A 17,682-nucleotide genomic window follows, 5' to 3' on the forward strand; every position below is an offset into this window, starting at 1 on the left:
ACCGCCGGCGTCGTGCTGTGGGGTGGCGACAACGCAGACGGAGTTCGACCGGCGACCCCTTTGGTGGAGTTCCACAGCGGAGTTCGGGGCGCGTTGTCGCAGATCTACCATCGAATCATCCCCGCTCCCGCACGAGAGGAACAGTCATGGTCGACGCCGCCGTCCGCCCCGCCGCCGCATCCGCACGTGAAGCAGGCATCGACGTGCAGCGGGTCCACCGGCTGCTCATGGGAACATGGGCGCAGACCCGCCGCGACGCCCGCGAGATGATCAAGGATCCCGCCTTCTGGCGCGACGACAGCCTCGGCAAGGACCGGCACCGCGAGCGCGTCCTCACGCAGCTGCACCTGCTGGTCGAGAACGGTGCCGTGCACCGCGCGTTCCCGAAGCAGTACGGCGGCGCCGACGACAACGGCGGCAACATCGCCGGCTTCGAGGAGCTCGTCGCGGCCGACCCGAGCCTGCAGATCAAGTCCGGCGTGCAGTGGGGACTGTTCGGCGGCGCCGTGCTGCAGCTGGGCACCGACGAGCACCACAGACGATGGCTGCCCGGCATCATGGACCTCTCCATACCCGGCGCCTTCGCGATGACCGAGATCGGGCACGGGTCCGACGTCGCGGCCGTCGGCACCACCGCGACGTACGACCCCGAGACCGAGGAGTTCGTGATCGACACGCCGTTCCGCGCGGCGACCAAGGAGTACCTCGGCAACGCCGCCCTGCACGGCATCGCCGCGACCGTGTTCGCGCAGCTGATCACGAACGGCGTGAACCACGGCGTGCACTGCTTCTACGTGCCGCTGCGCGACGAGGACGGGAACGACCTGCCCGGCATCGGCCGCGAGGACGACGGACTCAAGGGCGGGCTGAACGGCATCGACAACGGCCGGCTCAGTTTCGATCACGTGCGCGTTCCGCGCACCAACCTGCTCAACAAGTACGGCGACGTCGCCGCCGACGGCACCTACACCAGCCCGATCGACAGTCCCGGGCGTCGCTTCTTCACCATGCTCGGCACGCTGGTGCAGGGCCGGGTATCCCTCGACGGCGCCGCGTCCTGGGCATCCGCTCTCGGCCTGCACATCGCGATCACCTACGGCTCCCAGCGTCGTCAGTTCGACGGCGCGAACGGGCAGGAGACCGTGCTGCTCGACTACGGCAAGCACCAGCGCCGTCTGCTGCCGCGCCTGGCGACCACCTACGCGCAGATCTTCGCGCACGACGAGTTCCTGCAGAAGTTCGACGGCGTCTTCTCGGGCCGCACCGACACCCCCGACGACCGTGAGGACCTCGAGACCCTCGCCGCCGCACTCAAGCCGCTGTCGACCTGGCACGCCCTCGACACCCTGCAGGAGGCGCGCGAGGCGTGCGGCGGGGCCGGGTTCATGTTCGAGAACCGCCTGGTCGGCCTGCGGCAGGACCTCGACGTCTACGTCACCTTCGAGGGCGACAACAACGTGCTGCTGCAGCTGGTCGGCAAGCGGCTGCTCACCGACTACGCCCGGCAGTTCAAGGGCAAGGATGCGGCGGCACTGGCCAAGTACGCGGTCGGACAGACCGCCGGCAAGGTCTTCCACGGTGCAGGTCTGCGCGCCCTCGGCCAGGCGGTGGCCGACCTGGGATCGACCGCCCGCTCGGTCGAGCTGGGTCTGCGCGCCGAGCAGCAGCATGAGCTGCTCACCGAGCGCGTGCAGCAGATGGTCGCCGACATCGCCGGTCGGCTGCGCCCCGCGGGCAGGGACAAGGTCCTCGGTGAGAAGCTGTTCAACGAGAACCAGGCCGAGCTCATCGAGGCCGCCCGTGCCCACGGCGAGCTGCTGCAGTGGGAGGCGTTCACCGACGCCGTCAACGCGATCGACGACGAGAGCACCCGGCAGGTGCTCACCTGGCTCCGCGACCTGTTCGGGCTGTCCCTCGTCGAGAAGCACCTCGCCTGGCACCTCATCAACGGACGCCTGTCGACGCAGCGTGCGGCGGCGGTCTCCAGCTACATCGACCGGCTGTGCGCGCGTCTGCGCCCCCACGCGCTCGAGCTCGTCGGCGCGTTCGGCTATGAGCCCGAGCACGTGCGCGCCCCCATCGCGAGCGGCATCGAGCAGCAGCGTCAGGACGAGGCCCGCGCCCACTACGCCGCGCTCGCCGCATCCGGTGAGGCGCCGATCTCCGAGAAGGAGTTCCGTCGCCGCGCCGAGCGCGCGTAGCTCCCCGTCGTCGATAGCGTGATGCCATGGCATCCCTGTTGACCGGACCGGACGCCCGAGCCCGCTGCGCCTGGGTCGGCGACGACGCCGAGTATCGCCGCTATCACGACGAGGAGTGGGGCACGCCGCTGCGCGGCGACCGCGCGCTGTTCGAGAAGATGTCGCTGGAGGGGTTCCAGGCGGGGCTGAGCTGGATCACGATCCTACGCAAGCGCCCGCGGTTCCGCGAGGTCTTCGCCGGCTTCGATCCGGCGACCGTCGCCGCGTTCGACGGCGACGACGTGGAGCGGCTGATGGCGGATGCCGGGATCATCCGCAACAGGGCCAAGATCGAGGCGGCCGTCTCGAACGCCGCGCTGGTGCGCGACATGGCCGAGGGGGAGCTCGACGCGCTGATGTGGTCGTTCGCCCCCGTGGCATCCGCCCGCCCGCGCCCGGGAACCCTGGCCGACGTGCCCGCGGTGACACCGGAGTCCACCGCGCTGAGCAGGGCGCTGCGCGCTCGCGGATTCCGCTTCGTCGGGCCGACGACGATGTACGCGCTCATGCAGTCCGCCGGCATGGTCGACGACCACGTCGAAGGATGCTGGCGGGCCTGAGACGCGCGTCTGCGCCGCGCGTCGCAGCGGATATGATCGTCGCGGGGGAGCCTTCCTGCGCCATCGCGCCCGCGTGCGCCGCGGGCGGCCCCGGGAGGGAGACCGCTCGTGTCGAGGCGGATCACGTCGCAGCCCCCGGTGCTGGCCGGGTACAGCTACGTGCGACCGCTGGGAACGGGCGGCTTCGCCGATGTGTTCCTCTACGAGCAGGACATGCCGCGCCGGGTCGCGGCCGTCAAGGTGCTGCTGGCGGATGCCGTGAGCCCCGACGTGCTGCGCATGTTCAACGTCGAGGCGGACATCTCCGCCCGGCTCAGCGCGCACCCGTCGATCGTCACCATCTATCAGGCCTCCATCTCGGCCGACGGACGCCCGTACTTCGCCATGGAGTACTGCCCCGACACGATGAGCGCGCGCTACCGGAAGGGTCCGCTCCCGCTGGATGAGGTGCTCGACACGGGAGTGCGCATCGCGGGCGCACTGGAGACCGTGCACCGCGCCGGGCTCCTGCATCGCGACATCAAGCCCTCCAACGTGCTGATCAACTCCCTCGGCACTCCCGTGCTCGCCGACTTCGGCATCGCCGCCGCCGTCGTCGACGCCGGCGACGACGACGTCTTCGCGATGTCGGTGCCGTGGAGCTCGCCCGAGGTGCTGCAGGAACGCGTCACGGGATCGGTCGCGAGCGAGGTGTGGAGCCTGGCGGCGACGCTCTACACGCTGCTCGCCGGACGCAGCCCCTTCGAGCGCGACGACCGCGCGTCGAACAGCCGGGACCAGCTGCGACAGCGCATCATCCGCGCGCGCTACACGCCGCTCGCCGCGGTCGGGGTGCCGCAGCGCATCGACACGATCCTCGCGACGGCGATGCACCGCGATCCCGCGCGCCGGTTCCCCTCGATGGCCGCGTTCGCCGACCAGCTGCGGATGGCGCAGTACGAGCTCGGCGTCGCGCCGACGGCGTTCGAGGCGGCATCCGCGGAGTGGGCGGCGGCCGCTCCGGTGAGCTTCTCGGATTCGGCGTCCCGAGGGCCGGTCATCACGACGGTCGCGCCGGACTCGCGCCGCGCCGCGCGCGCGGAGAAGCAGCGGACCAGTCTTCGGCAGCGCGACGATCCGCCCGTGGCTGCACCGCGGCGCTCGCCGTGGGTCGCCGGCGTGATCGGCGCACTCGTCGGTGCCGCGGCGATCGCCGTGATCGGTGTCGCGGTGCTGCTCGCGACCGGGGCGATCTGATGGCGGCCGGGGGCCGAGCGCCGAGCACGACGCCGGTGCGCACACGAGGAAGGGTGATCGCGGCCGTCTCCGGCGCGGTCGCCGTGCTCGTCGTGATCGTGCTCGCCGTCACCGCGCAGGGGTACCAGTCGCAGGAGGTGCCGCGGTCGGATTCCACGGTGTGGGTGCTGCGCGAGTCGGGGCAGTACGCGCGCGTCAACACCGAACTCGCCGAGATCGACACCGTTCGCGATGTCGACTCGCCGGAGGCCGTGTGGCAGAGCGGGTCCTCGGCGGCGCTCTACAGCCAGGGCAGTCGCCAGCGCTGGGATCTCGACCCGGCTGACCCCGACGATCTCCTCTCGGATGCGGGTGAGGACGGCGCCCCCGCCGCCTCGGAGCCCACGCCCGCCGGCACCCGGCAGATCGTCTCGGCGGGCCGGCACGTGGCGTACCGCACCGACACCGGACAGGTCTCCGTCTCGACCCTGGAGCGGGGAGCGGCGACCGCCCTCGTCGATCCTTTCGCCGACGTCGAGGTCGCCGAGGGCCAGGACCCGCCGACCTACGTCGCCGATGCGGTCGGCCTGTCGCCCGACGGAGTGCTCGCCCTGTACTCGTCCGAGGAGCGCGCCGTGCGCGTCTTCGACATCGAGGAGCACCGCTTCGTCGGCGACCCCGTGCAGGTGCCGTCGGCCGCGCCGGGAGACGCCGAGCTGGGGATGACGGTCGTCGGCGAGCGCTGGGCGCTGCTCGAGCCCGGCGAGGGCAGGCTGTGGATCGCGGGCCGCGATGAGCCGATCGAGGTCGACGTCGCCGACGACGCGGTGATGCAGAGCGGTGCGTCGGCCGGCGACGACCTGCTGATCGCCGACTCCGCCGGTCTGGTCTCGGTGGCACTGAGCAGCGGCGAGGCGCAGCGCATCGCCGATGCGGAGGGCGAGCCCGCGGCGCCGGTCGTCGTCGGGTCGTCGCGGTACGCCGCGTGGCTGAACGCCGATGCGGGCACGCTGTGGACCGACGGTCGTGCGACCGCGCTCGACGTTCCCGGTGAGGCGCTGGAATCCGCAGACATCCGCCCCGCGTTCCGCGGCAACGGCGACCGCGCGGTGCTCACCGAGGTCACCACCGGGCTGATCTGGACCGCACCCGACGGCCGCCTCATCCCGCTCGAGCAGTGGGATGTGGAGGACGAGACGGAGCAGCAGGAGGGCACCGTCGTCGTCGAGGACGTCGCCGAGCAGCTGCCGCCGGTCGCGGTGGACGACGTCTTCGGCGTGCGCAGCGGCGAGCAGGTGGTGCTGTCCGTGCTCCTGAACGACCACGACCCCAACCGCAAGGACGTGCTGACGATCGAGCCGTCCTCGATCGAGGGCGGCCTCGCCGACCCCTCCTTCGGGGAGCTGTCGCTCGTCGCCGACGGCCAGACCCTGGTGGTCGACGTGGGTGCGAAGGCGGGACGCACCAGCTTCACCTACGCGGTCACCGACGGCGCGGCGGTCTCGAAACCGGCGACGGTCACCCTGACCGTGATCGACGCCGGCGTGAACACGGCACCGGTCTGGTGCGGAGTGGACGCGTGCCGGCAGGAATGGCCTTCGCCGGAGCTTCTGCCGGGCGGGAGCACCGTCGTGCCGGTGCTGTCGGGTTGGGTCGACCCCGAGGGCGACGCGTTCGTGCTCAGCGACGCGTACGAGGCCGATTCGGCCGCTCCCGTCATGGTCGTCCCCATGGCCGACGGTCATGTCGCGATCCGTCACACGGATCCGAACGCGAAGGATGCCGTCATCGCCGTGACGATCGCGGTCGCGGATGCCCGCGGGGCCGTCGCCGAGAAGACGCTCGACGTGCGCGTCAGCAGCAGCCCGTCGCTGCGGGCGATGCCTGTGGCTCTCACCGCGCGCATCGGCGAGCCGCAGGCGATCCGCGTCGCCGACCACCTCTTCGGCGGATCCGGTTCGTACCGCCTGATCGACGCGGTGCAGACGGCAGCCACGGCCGACGGGATGACGGTGCTCCCCAACACCGCATCCGGTGAGGTGGAGGTGACGGTCGCCGAACCCGGACAGTACGTCGTGACCTACACCGCGCAGGACGTCTCGACGCAGGCCGAGCAGTCGGCGGTGATCCGGATCACCGCCGTCGACGGAGCCGCCGCGCTCGCGATGGCGCCGGTGACGGCGTTCGTGCGCGACGGCGAGGACACGACCGTCGACGTGCTGCGCGCCGTGCAGAACACGAGCGGCCGTGTGCTGATCCTCGCCGACGCGGTCAGTTCGACGCCGCAGCTCGCGGTGGATGTCGTGGGGAGCGAGAGGCTGCGGGTGAGCGGCACCACCGAGGACGGCGAGCCCGGCGTCATCGGCACCGCGAAGGTGACGGTGGCGGACGGGTCGGGCGCCGCCGTGCAGGGTACGGTGACCGTGTTCCTCGCTGCGCCGTCGACGGTCACGCGACCGATCGTCTTCCCGGACGCCGTCACCGTGCGCGCCGGCGCGCTCGCGCGCGTGGACGTGACGGCGAACGACGTCGCGCTGCGCGGCGAGCCCCTCATCGTGTCGCCGGAGGTCACGGGATCGGGAGAGCCCGACGAACTCGTCTTCGCCGACGACGACGGACTGCGCTACCTGGCACCGAGCAGCCCCGGCACCTACCGGCTCACGTACTCGGTGTCGCTCGAGCGCAGCCCCGAGCTCTCCGACACGGGAACGGTGATCGTCACCGTGGTGCCGCCGGGGACGAACAGGGCGCCGAACCCGGCCGCGCTGACCGCCCGCGTGCTGAGCGGCCAGACGGTCACGCTGGCCGTACCCAGCACCGGCATGGACGCCGACGGCGACCGGGTGACGCTCGCCGCGGTGCAGCAGCCCGCCAAGGGCGACGGCAGCGCCACCATCTCGGCCGCAGGAGATGCGATCGTCTACCGCGCACCGGCCGGAGGCGTCGACGGCGGTCAGGTGGCGTTCCGCTACACGGTGCGCGACGCGCAGGGTGAGGAGGGATCCGGCGCCGTGCGCATCGGCGTGCTCGACGCGAGCGTGAGCGATGCCGCCCCGGTGGCCTACAGCGACTACGTGCGGGTGGACGCCGGCGCGACCACTCCCGTGGTCCTCGACCCGCGGGGGAACGACTCCGATCCGGCCCAGGGCGAACTGGAGATCGTCGACCTCGTGCCCAACGCCCCGGCGGTTCCCGGCAACCCGCTCTACGAGCGACTCGATGCGCTCATCGACCGCGACACCTCTCTGGAGGACGGCCGTGTGGTGCTGCGCGCCGGCGATGCGGTCGGCACCAACTCGTACTTCTACACGCTGCGCTCCACGCGCACGGGCAGCACCTCGCAGGGTCTGATCGTCGTCTCGGTCGTCGACGGCGCCGTCGCCGACCAGCCCGTCGTATCCGACACCGTGCTCACCGCGCGCGATCGTGCGGAGATCGCCGCGGGCGGGATCGACGTCGTCACCGGGCACGTGCGGTGGGCGTCCGGCGATGCCTCGGCGCTGACGCTCAGCCTGTGGGGTGAGCCCGACGGCTACTCGGTGAGCGGCAGCCGCATCGTCGGCGACGCACCCGAACACGGCGACCTCGTCCCGTTCCAGCTCACCGGAACCTCGCCGGCGGGCCGTGACATCGTCGGCTACGGCTTCCTGCACATCCCTGCCTTCGAAGACATGCGCGTGCAGCTGAAGCCGGGAGCGGAGCCCGTGGTCGTCGACGAGGACACGTCGAAGAGCTTCGATGTGCGCGACTTCCTCGACCTGCCGGCATCCGACGACGTCGAGATCGGCGACCGTGAGTTCGTGGCGCAGCGCGCCGCGGCGACGTGCGCTCGCGGCAGCGGAGCGACGGCCGTGTACGACGCGGGACGCGAGGCGCCCTGGTCGGACACCTGTCTCGTGCCGGTGCGCCTCGAGGGGCAGCGCACCTGGTCCCACGTCGATGTGCCGATCGGCATCCGCCCGGCCGCGCCGCAGCTCGTGCTCTCGTCGATCTCGCACACCGTCGCCCCCGGCGCGTCGACCGACATCGACCTGTACGCGGGCATGGCCTCCTGGGAGGGCGGCCGCGAAGGCGACCGGGGCTCCCTGGAATATCGCGTCGCACACACCGGCTCCGCGTTCATCGTCACCCAGAAGGGGCGAACACTGACCGTGCAAGCCCGCGCGGACGCGCGCTCCGGAATGCAGGAGGCGGTCACCGTGACCGTGCCCTCCTACGGCGAGCCCTCGGCGACGCTGCGTCTGGTCGTGGGTGCCGCGCCGCCCGATGCGCCGCGCGGCGCGACTCTCACCCGGCAGTGCGTCGTCACGAGCGGAAGCTGCTCGATCGAGGTCGTCGACGTCGCTGGCGAGTACGACCCGTTCGACGGCAGACCCGGTGCGGGGCTTCGGCTCGTGTCGCTCGGCTCCGGTGCGCGGTGCGACGTCGCCACGCTGTCCGCCGCCGGCGACCGTGCGATCACGGCGACGTGGCCGGGTGGCGGGCAGGCGCCGGGTGGCCGGTGCGTCGTGCCGTTCACCGTGGCGGATGCACAGGATCGAACCGGGTCCGGCACGCTGACGCTCGACCTGCAGGGCTTCCCGCAGGCCCCTGCGAGCGTCACCACCGCGGGCTTCAGCCGCTCCGGCGTCGAGCTCGAGGTGGCGCTGGGTGAGGCCGCCAGGGCGCATCCGGCCGTGACCGGCGTCACCGTCTTCCAGGACGGCGGTTCCGCGAACGCCACCTGCCGCCCGGCGGGAGGCGTCTTCCGCTGCACGGTGAGCGGTCTCGCGAACGGAGAGCCGCACGCGTTCACCGCCGCGGCCGTGAATGCCGTCGGCACCTCGGCCAGGACATCGCCGCACACCAGCTGGGCGTATGCGGCGCCGGCGATCACGGACGCCACGGCGGAGCCGGTGTACCGTCCGAACGGAAGCGACCGCGGCCGCGGCGTGGTGGCCCTGTCGATCAGCGCTGCCGCCGATGCGAGGGCGTTCCGCGTCGCCGAGACGGGCGACGTCATCGACCGCACCGGCGCGACCACCACCGCCGAGATCGCCCTGTCGCCGGGCGCGCAGACACTGACGCTCGTGCCGATCAGCCAGTTCCAGCCGCCCACCGGCGGCGGCAACGAGGGGGGCACGCACCGGCTCTCGGTGACGGTCGCGGGTGCGCCGTACTTCGACCCGGGCCGAGCCCAGGCGACGGCGGTGTCGAACAGCGCCGTGAACGTGTCCGGCATCGTCGCGAAGGCGAACGGCAGCGCCCAGGCGCTCGATGTGGTCTACCTGGCCTGGCGGTCCGGGCAGGCCGTGTGCCGTGCCGACGGCGACGGACGACTCGCGGTCTCGGGCGCCGAGGTGCAGTCCGCCTCGCCGTCCCTGCAGGGCCTCGAGGCGTATCAGGTCTACAACGTGAAGGCCTGCGCGTCGAACGGCTACGGTGTCGCGGAGTCGAGCACCACCCGCGTCTTCACCTTCACCTTCGTCGACGGTCCGGGCGGCGACACCACCTACACCGTGGCGACCACGCCGACCCGGCAGGGCGACCGCTATTCGTACCCCCTCGCCTCGGCGCCGGCGATCGACGTCGAGCCCGGATTCGCGGCCCGGTACGACATGTACGGGTCGTGGCGCGGCGAGTTCGCACTGAATCCCGACGCCTCGCCCGGGCAGGTCCGCGCCCGCGCCTGCCACGCGAGCCAGACCGACCGATGCTCCGGTGCGGTCGACATCACGGCCACCACGGCGCCCACCGTCGTCGAGGTGAGGTTCGCGAACTGCATGTCGATCATCGACTCGTCCAGCGCCGTGAGCGTCTCGGCCGCGGCCCGCGGCTCGTACACGGTGAACGCGGCGCCGGCCCCGGACACCGTCGGATCGTTCGACGTCACGGTCTCGTGGACGGGTGCGTATGCGACCCTGTCGCCGATCACGCAGAGGATGACCGGATGTCTGTGACCCCGGGTGGCGCGAAGGCCGCGCCTGCCCTTCGAGAGGATGCCCCATGACCATCGCCCCTGAACAGGCTTCCTGGTTCGCCGACACGTTCTCGATCCTGACCGGCAACGTCGAGCAGGCGATCCTCGGCAAGCGGCACGTGATCGAGCTGGTGCTGGCGACCGCCGTCACCGGCGGGCATGTGCTGCTGGAGGACTTCCCCGGCACGGGGAAGACGGCGCTGGCCCGCTCGATCGCGCAGACCGTCACGGGGACGAGCACGCGCATCCAGTTCACGCCCGACCTGCTTCCCGGGGACGTGACCGGCATCACCGTCTACGACCAGAAGGCGGGGGAGTTCGAGTTCCATGCGGGACCCGTCTTCGCGAACATCGTGCTCGCCGATGAGATCAACCGTGCGAGTCCGAAGACGCAGTCCGCCCTGCTCGAGGTGATGGAAGAGGGAACGGTCACGGTCGACGGCGTCACGCGGCCGGTCGGATCGCCGTTCCTCGTGCTGGCGACGCAGAACCCGATCGAGCAGGGCGGCACCTATCGCCTGCCGGAGGCGCAGCTGGACCGCTTCATGATCAAGACCTCGATCGGGTATCCCGACGATGCGGCGACGATGCGCATCCTGCAGGCCGCGCCCGAGACGAAGAAGGAGCTCAAGGGGATCGCCGGCACCGACACGCTGCTCACGATGGGCGAGCTGGCCAGGACCGTCTACGTCAACCCGCTGGTGTCCGACTACATCATGCGCATCGTCGACGCCACCCGGAGGGCCTCGGAGGTGCGTCTCGGCGTCAGCGTGCGCGGCGCGCTCGCGCTCTCGCGACTCGTGATGACCTGGGCGGCGAAGAACGGCCGGACGTACGTGACCCCCGACGACGTGCGCGAGCTCGCGGTGGTCGCGCTCGCGCACCGCCTGGTGCTCGAACCGGAGGCCGAGTTCGACGGCGTCACCGCCGTCGCCGTCATCGGGCAGATCCTGCTCGACGTCGAGCCCCCGCGCGAGAACGGCACTGCGTGAGCCTCAGCACCGATTCGCGGATCACGAGGGCGTCGGCCGACACGAGCACGTCGACGAGGACCTCCACGGTCACGCGATACGCGACCACACGGCGCGGCCCCGTCCGCGAGGCGGTGTCCGGCGTGCACCGGGTGGTGCGCATCCTCGGCCGTGCCGTGCGCGGCGCGGCGATGTGGGCGCGGGAGACGGTCAGCGCCGCCGGCGCGTTCGTGGTGTTCGCGCTGCTGCTCGGGGCGGCGGCGGGCTCCGTGTTCGGGTGGGTGGAGGGCTGGGCGGTCGCGGCGATCGCGCTCGCGCTGCTCATCCTGTGCATCCCGTTCGTGCTCGGCGCCCACGACTATCGCATCGGGCTTGTGCTGGACCGGGACCGGGTCGTCGCGGGGTCCCAGATCGCGGCGACGCTCGACGTGCGCAACGACGGCACTCGGCTGTCGCTCCCGGGCGTCGTCGACGTCCCGGTCGGAGCGGGACTCGTCGAAGCGCACGTACCGCTGCTGCGCCCGGGCGCGCACCACCGCGAGGAGCTCGTGATCGCCGCACATCGGCGCGGAGTCATCGACGTCGGGCCCATGACGATCGCCCGCGGCGATCCGATCGGGCTGCTGCATCGCGAACTCAGCTGGCCGGAGGTGCAGCGCATCCACGTGCATCCGGTGACCGTGCGCATCCCGAGCACGGCCGCAGGCCTCATCCGCGATCTGGAGGGCACGCCCAGCACCGCCCTCGTCGACGCCGATCTCTCCTTCCATGCGGTCCGGGAGTACGTCGTCGGCGACTCGCAGCGCCACGTCCACTGGAAGTCGACGGCCAAGACGGGCCGGCTGATGGTCCGGCAGTACGAGGAGTCCCGCCACGCCAGGATCGCGGTGGTCCTCGATCTCGCATCCGACTCCTACGAGAGCGACGACGAGTTCGAGAACACCGTCAGCGCCGCGGCATCCCTGGCTCTGCAGGGCGTCTGGGAGGGGCGGGATGTGCTCTTCGCGGTCGGCGGCCGCGTTCCCGAGCAGGGCAGCGCGGCGACGCAGTCGATCAGGACGCTTTCCACGCTGACGCCGCGCGCGCTGCTCGACGGCACGTCGACCGTCGACCTCGCCGACGACGTGATGCGGCTCGAGGCGGTCACGGCGCTGACGGCGCAGGCCTATCCCGATCTCTCGATCGCGTTCCTCCTCACCGGCTCGCGGGTGCCGGTCGACCGGCTGCGGCACGCCGCCGTGCGGCTTCCCGCCGCCGTCGAGGCGGTCGCGGTGCGCAGCGAGCTCGGCGCCGAGCCCACCCTGCGAAACGCCCGAGAGCTCTCGGTCCTGACGCTGGGTGCGCTGGCGGACCTGCCGCAGATGCTCGCGAGAGGAGCCCTGCGGTGAGCGCGAAGGAACCGGGCGCGCGCCGCGCGGTGGGGTCGCCGGTGCTCACCCTGTGGACGCTCGGGTACCTGGTCGCAGGGGTCGCGCTCGCGACGGCCGCCGCCTGGCCGGTGTACGAGTCGCCGCGCGCGATCGTGACCGGCATGATCGGCGGAACGGCCGGGGTGGCGCTCGGTCTGCTGGCCCGCGCGCGGCAGTGGGGAGCGGTGCTCGGCGGCCTGGGCGCGGTGGGCGCCTACCTCGTGCTCGCCGTTCCGCTGGCCGTACCCGCAGGACTCCGATCCCTGCCCGCGTTCCCCGGCGCCCTGCGTGACGCCGTTCTGGGCGTCGTCACCGGCTGGAAGCAGATCCTCACCCTCGCGCCGCCGCTCGGCGAGTACCAGGCCGTGCTCGTTCCGCTGCTCGTGGTCACCCTGTTCGGCGGATTCGCCGCGTCGATGCTCGCACTGCACCCGGGGCGGCGAGCGGTGGCAGCGGTCCTCGTGGTCATCGCGATGTCGGTCTTCGGCATCGCCTTCGGCGTCTCCGGAGCCGGCGCCTCGGCGCGACTCGGCGATGTGTCGATCCCGGCTGCCCGTGAGCTCGCCGTCGGCGTCGGCGTGTTCGCCGTGTCGCTCACGTGGCTGATCGGCCGCTCGCGCCTGCAGCGCGCCGCCGCCCTGCGCGCGGTGACGGTGCAGAGCGTCGCCCGGCGGGGCGCCCCGGTCTGGCCGGCCGTCCGCCGCCGCGTGCTCGCCGGGCTCCTGGTCGTGGTCGCACTCGCCGCCGGTGTGGCGGTCGTGCCCGCCGCGTCGAGCTGGTCGGCGCGCTCGGTGCTCAGGGACGACGTCGAGCCGATGGTCGTCGTACGCGCGCAGCCCAGCCCGCTTTCCGCCTACCGGTCGTGGTTCAGCGGGGAGCGGCTCGGCGAGACCGTTCTGCGGATCGACGGCGACCCGGGCGGGATCGATCGCATCCGCATGGTCACCCTCGACTCCTATGACGGGCAGGACTTCCACATCTCCGACAGCACGCGGTTCACCCGCCTGCCGCGCGTGGCGGCGCCCGGAGACGGCCGCGCCCGGCTCGAGATCACGATCGGCGACGCGTATGCCGGCATCTGGCTCCCCGCCCCGGGCGTCCTCGCGGCGGCGCCGGTGTTCGCCGGCGACCGCGCCGACGCTCTCGCGGACGGGTTCCACATCGACGACGACGGTGCGACGGCGATCACGATCGCGGAGACGGCCGACGGCACGCCCGGGCTCGTGCCCGGAGACCGCTACACCGTCGTCTCGCAGGCGACGGCGACAGACGAGACGGAGTTCACCGGCGCGCGCAGCGGTGAGGCGACTCTCGACCCCGAGGCCCACCCCGCGCTCGCGGAGTGGGCAGATCTCCAGGAGCAGCCTCGCACCGGCGCCGGGTTTCTGGAGCTCGTCGACCGTCTGCGCTCGCGCGGATACCTCAGCCATTCGCTGCTGGACGACGACGCGGCGTCGGGGTGGATCACGGCGCTGAAGGCGGCCGGCGGCTACTCGTTCGCGCCGAGCTACGCGGGCCATTCCGCTGCGCGGATCGAAGAGCTCTTCACATCCCTGCGCGAGCAGCAGGCGCGGGTCGGGGCGGACGCGCCGCCCGAGCAGCTCGTCGCGGCGGTCGGCGACGACGAGCAGTTCGCCGCCGCCGCTGCGCTGCTCGCGCGCCACTGGGGGTTCGAGTCCCGGGTCGTCATCGGGTTCCGCCTCCCCGAGGCGCAGGAGGTGCCCGGTGCGGTGCCGTGCACGGACGTCTGCACGGGGGCCGGCATGGGCGCCTGGGTCGAGGTCCGCGCGGCGGGCGGCGACTGGGTGGCGGTGGACGTCACTCCCCAGTTCGCCCTGCTGCCGAGCACGATCACCGAGGGCGAGCAGCTGCCGGAGCATCCGACCGTTCCCGAGCAGCCGCGCAGCGATGCGCTCGATCCGCCTCCGGCCCAGAACGACTCGCAGTCCGATGCGGCACCGCTTCAACAGCAGGACTCCGCACTGCTCGACGCGCTCCTTCCGGTGCTGCGCGTCGCGGGGATCAGCCTGCTCGCCCTCGTGCTGCTCGTGCTCCCGCTCGTCGTCGTCCTCGTCGCGAAGCAGCTGCGCCGTCGCGGACGCCTCACGGCCGACGATGCGGAGGCGCGTCTGGTCGGCGCGTGGGAGGAGCTCGCCGACATCTACGTCGACAGCGGGATCCCTCTGGGACAGACGGGAACCCGGGTCCAGAGCGCGCGCGTCGCCGATCGGCCGGCGGCGGTGGAGCTCGCCGGCATCGTCGACCAGGCCGTCTTCTCTCCACATCCGCCGACGGATGCCGACGCCGACACGGCCTGGGACATCGTCGACCGGGAGCGAGCCGAACTGGCATCCGGCGCGCCGCGGCGGCAGCGGCTGCGTGCGCGGCTCAGCCTGCGCTCGTCGCTGCTGCGGATTCGCGCGCACCGCGGGCGCGCGCTGTCGCTGCGGCGGCGGGCGCTCGATACGCTCGCAGTGGCCGGCACGAACAGGCAGGAGAACGCATGAACCCGCTCGCACAGCCGCGGCTGGCAGAGACGGTCGTCGACACGGTGATGCTGTGGATGCTCCCCGTCATGGTCGTCGGCGTGATCGTGGGCGCCGCCCTGTACGTCTGGTACGCGATCGCGCTGTCGAAGCTCTTCCCCCGACTCGGTGCGCCGGGTTGGAAGGGCTGGGTGCCGATCCTCAACGAGGCGACGATCCTGTCGCTCGGCGGAAAGCCGGCATGGAACGTCGTGTTCCTCCTCATTCCCGTCGTGCAGCTGTACGGTCTGTACCTCAAGGCCGTCGCCGCGCACCGGATCAACGAGCGGTTCGGTCGCGGTGCGGGAACGACCGTGTTGGCGGTGCTGCTTCCGCCGGTGTGGGCGACCCTGCTGGCGAGGGGAGTGCCGCCGTATCCGGAAGGCGACCGGCTGGCGGAGCTGTGGCCCGTCGCCCGGCGCGAGTCGTCGCCTCCCGCCGGACACGCTCCCGTCGCGCCCACGCCCACCCTGCACAGTGGTCAGGAGGGCTATCTGGCGGCACCCATCCTTCCGCCGCGATCGACCCCGCCGGAGGCGACGCCACCGGTGCCGGCGCGGTCGCGTGCCGACGATCAGCTGATCGTCTCCGTGCCCGGCATGCCATCGCATGAGCCGAGCGCGCCGCCGGTGCCCTCGCCCTCCGCCGGTGCTGCGCCGATCGATCCCGAGCCCTCGCCGCCTCGCGAGGAGCGGCCCGCGCCGCCCGCGGCGCCGGTCCCCCCGCAGGCGCCGACGGGAGCGCTCGAATCCGATGCGGCCGATCTCGACACGGTGGACCTCGCCTCGCTCTCCGCACCCTCGATCTTCGCGGCACCCGCGTCCAGGGCCGATCGGGCCGCGAGCGGCCCTTCGGCGCAAGCGCCGCACATCCGTCCTGCACCCGTCGTCCGACCGGATGCCTCCGCCGCATCCGTTCCCCCGGTTCCGAGCGCCGGTGCGGAACCGGAGCAGGACGATGTCGAGGCGACCGTCGTGGTGCCGCGACGGCGCGGCGCGCGCCGGGTCCTCGTGCTCGACGACGGACGCCGGTTCGCGCTGTCTTCGACGAGCGTCGTGATCGGACGCAGCCCCGAGGGCGAGCAGGGCGAGCAGCGGCTGTCCATCCCGGACCGGACCCGCACCCTGTCCAAGACGCACGCGCGCCTGGTCGTGCACGGTGAGGAGTGGCGTCTGACCGACCTGCACTCGACCAACGGCGTGGTGGTCGTGGCCGATGACGGCGCCGAGACGCTGCTCGATCCCGGCGAGAGCGTGATCGGGGCGGGACGCTTCATCCTCGGCGAGGTCGGGATGCACGTCGCCGTGGAGTCCGGGTCGTGACCGCGGACGTCGTCCTCAACGTCGCCGCGCTCACCGACGTCGGCCTGAAACGGGCGATCAACGAGGACTCCGTGCTGGCGGAGTTCCCGGTCTTCCTCGTCGCCGACGGCATGGGCGGCCACGATGCGGGCGACAGGGCGAGCGCCGCCGTGGTCGAGGCGTTCGCGCCTCTCGTCGGCTCCGCGGTCTCGGTAGCCGAGGTGGGGGCCGCCCTCGCGACTGCGAACGAGACCGTGTCGTCGATCGCCGCGCAGCATGCTCGGGGTGCGGGGAGCACCGTGGCGGCGGTCGCGCTCGTCGAGCACGACCGTGCGCCGCACTGGCTGGTCTTCAACGTCGGCGACTCCCGGGTGTACCGGCACCGGGGTTCGGCTCTCGATCAGCTCACGATCGATCATTCCCTCGGACAGGAGCTGGTGGATGCCGGTGAGCTGCGCCCCGAGGATCTGGCCGATTTCCCGCAGCGGAACGTGATCACGCGTGCGGTCGGGGCCGCCGAGAGCGTCGCCGACAGCTGGCTGGTCCCCGTCGTCGACGGTGAGCGCCTGCTGATCTGCTCGGATGGACTCAGCGGGGAGATCAGCGACGAGAGCATCCGGGCGACGCTGACGATGTGCGGCCGGCCGGAGACGGCCGCCGAGGCGCTGGTGCGCCGGGCGAAGGAGTCGGGCGGCCGGGACAACATCTCTGTGGTGGTGATCGACGTCGTGTCCGGAGGTGCGGCGGCGCAGAGCGATGGTGCGACCGACAGTCGGCTCCTGTCCGCATCGCGCACGGACTCGATGCTCGAGGGTACGACGGTGCCGGTGCGGAGGAGCAGCTGACATGGACGACGACGCGGCCGTCGACGAGACGGTGGTGCTGTCGCGGCGGGCACGGCGCGCGCGGGCCGCAGCTCGCGGGGACATGCCCGGAGACGAGGCGGCCGGACCGACGGATGCGGACGATGCGGTCGATGAGCGCACGGTCGTCATCGACCGGACCGGGCTGGATGAGCGCACGGTCGTCATGCGCCGGACCGGGCTGGATGAGCGCACGGTCGTCATGCGCCGGACCGCCGTCGACGAGAGCACGGTGGTCATCGACCGGACGCGGCGCACCGACGCGGGTTCGGATGGTGAGACGACGGATGCGGATGCGGGCGCCGCACCCGACGTCGACCCCGCGACTCTCGACACCGTCAAGGCGCCGCCGCGCCGCGACGTGCCGGAGCGCGCTCCGGCGATCTACAAGCCGCGCCCCGCGCCGCTGGTGCCCTCGCGACCGCCGGCGGTCGGCGGCGCGGCGGCCACGCGGGACACGGACACGGTCACGGCGTCGGTCGTGCGCAGAGGCAGGCGAGCGGGGCTGATCGCCATCGTGTCGGTCGGGGCGGCGTGCGTGATCTCGGTGGCCGGCCTGGCGACCCTGGGTCTGATGATCCTGGGCTGACAGCGCGCAGGCGCAGGCTGCAGGGCCACAGGCCGCCTGCCCTCATGGAT

Annotated in this window: 10 protein-coding genes; all 10 read left to right on the plus strand. The window is 72.3% G+C overall.

Going from position 1 to position 17,682, the window contains the following annotated elements:
* The first annotated feature begins 146 nt into the window (after positions 1-146).
* The 10 genes from ACFWHT_RS01885 (at position 147) to ACFWHT_RS01930 (ending at position 17,632) form a co-directional block, all read left to right on the plus strand.
* Complete coding sequence (locus ACFWHT_RS01885; RefSeq protein ID WP_378824942.1) at positions 147-2,201, plus strand: acyl-CoA dehydrogenase; 2,055 nt, start codon at positions 147-149, stop codon at positions 2,199-2,201.
* Between the two features lie 26 nt (positions 2,202-2,227).
* A complete protein-coding gene (locus ACFWHT_RS01890) occupies positions 2,228-2,800 on the plus strand; it encodes a DNA-3-methyladenine glycosylase I (RefSeq protein WP_378824943.1) in 573 nt (190 codons plus the stop codon).
* Positions 2,801-2,908: 108 nt separating this feature from the next.
* Positions 2,909-4,036, plus strand: a complete 1,128-nt coding sequence (locus ACFWHT_RS01895) for a serine/threonine-protein kinase (RefSeq protein ID WP_378824945.1) — start codon at positions 2,909-2,911, stop codon at positions 4,034-4,036.
* 53 nt (positions 4,037-4,089) lie between these two features.
* Positions 4,090-9,954 (plus strand): Ig-like domain-containing protein, encoded by a 5,865-nt coding sequence (locus ACFWHT_RS01900; protein WP_378824947.1) that lies wholly within the window; start codon positions 4,090-4,092, stop codon positions 9,952-9,954.
* A 46-nt stretch (positions 9,955-10,000) separates the two neighbouring features.
* On the plus strand, positions 10,001-10,966 hold the full coding sequence (locus ACFWHT_RS01905; protein ID WP_378824949.1) for an AAA family ATPase: 966 nt from the start codon (positions 10,001-10,003) through the stop codon (positions 10,964-10,966).
* Positions 10,963-12,333 carry a DUF58 domain-containing protein gene (locus ACFWHT_RS01910; RefSeq protein ID WP_378824951.1) on the plus strand — a complete coding sequence of 457 codons (1,371 nt, stop codon included), beginning with the start codon at positions 10,963-10,965 and terminating at the stop codon, positions 12,331-12,333. Before ACFWHT_RS01905 ends, ACFWHT_RS01910 begins: the two co-directional genes overlap by 4 nt.
* Positions 12,330-14,861 (plus strand): transglutaminase domain-containing protein, encoded by a 2,532-nt coding sequence (locus ACFWHT_RS01915; protein ID WP_378824953.1) that lies wholly within the window; start codon positions 12,330-12,332, stop codon positions 14,859-14,861. The genes ACFWHT_RS01910 and ACFWHT_RS01915 overlap by 4 nt, the downstream gene beginning before the upstream one ends.
* Complete coding sequence (locus tag ACFWHT_RS01920) at positions 14,858-16,201, plus strand: DUF5684 domain-containing protein (protein WP_378824955.1); 1,344 nt, start codon at positions 14,858-14,860, stop codon at positions 16,199-16,201. Before ACFWHT_RS01915 ends, ACFWHT_RS01920 begins: the two co-directional genes overlap by 4 nt.
* Positions 16,198-17,025, plus strand: a complete 828-nt coding sequence (locus ACFWHT_RS01925; protein ID WP_378824957.1) for a PP2C family protein-serine/threonine phosphatase — start codon at positions 16,198-16,200, stop codon at positions 17,023-17,025. Before ACFWHT_RS01920 ends, ACFWHT_RS01925 begins: the two co-directional genes overlap by 4 nt.
* 1 nt (position 17,026) lies before the next feature.
* Positions 17,027-17,632, plus strand: coding sequence for a hypothetical protein (locus ACFWHT_RS01930; protein WP_378824959.1), 606 nt, complete (start codon positions 17,027-17,029; stop codon positions 17,630-17,632).
* Positions 17,633-17,682: the final 50 nt, after the last annotated feature.

Source organism: Microbacterium sp. NPDC058342, from assembly GCF_042723935.1.
Taxonomy (GTDB): Bacteria; Actinomycetota; Actinomycetes; order Actinomycetales; family Microbacteriaceae; genus Microbacterium.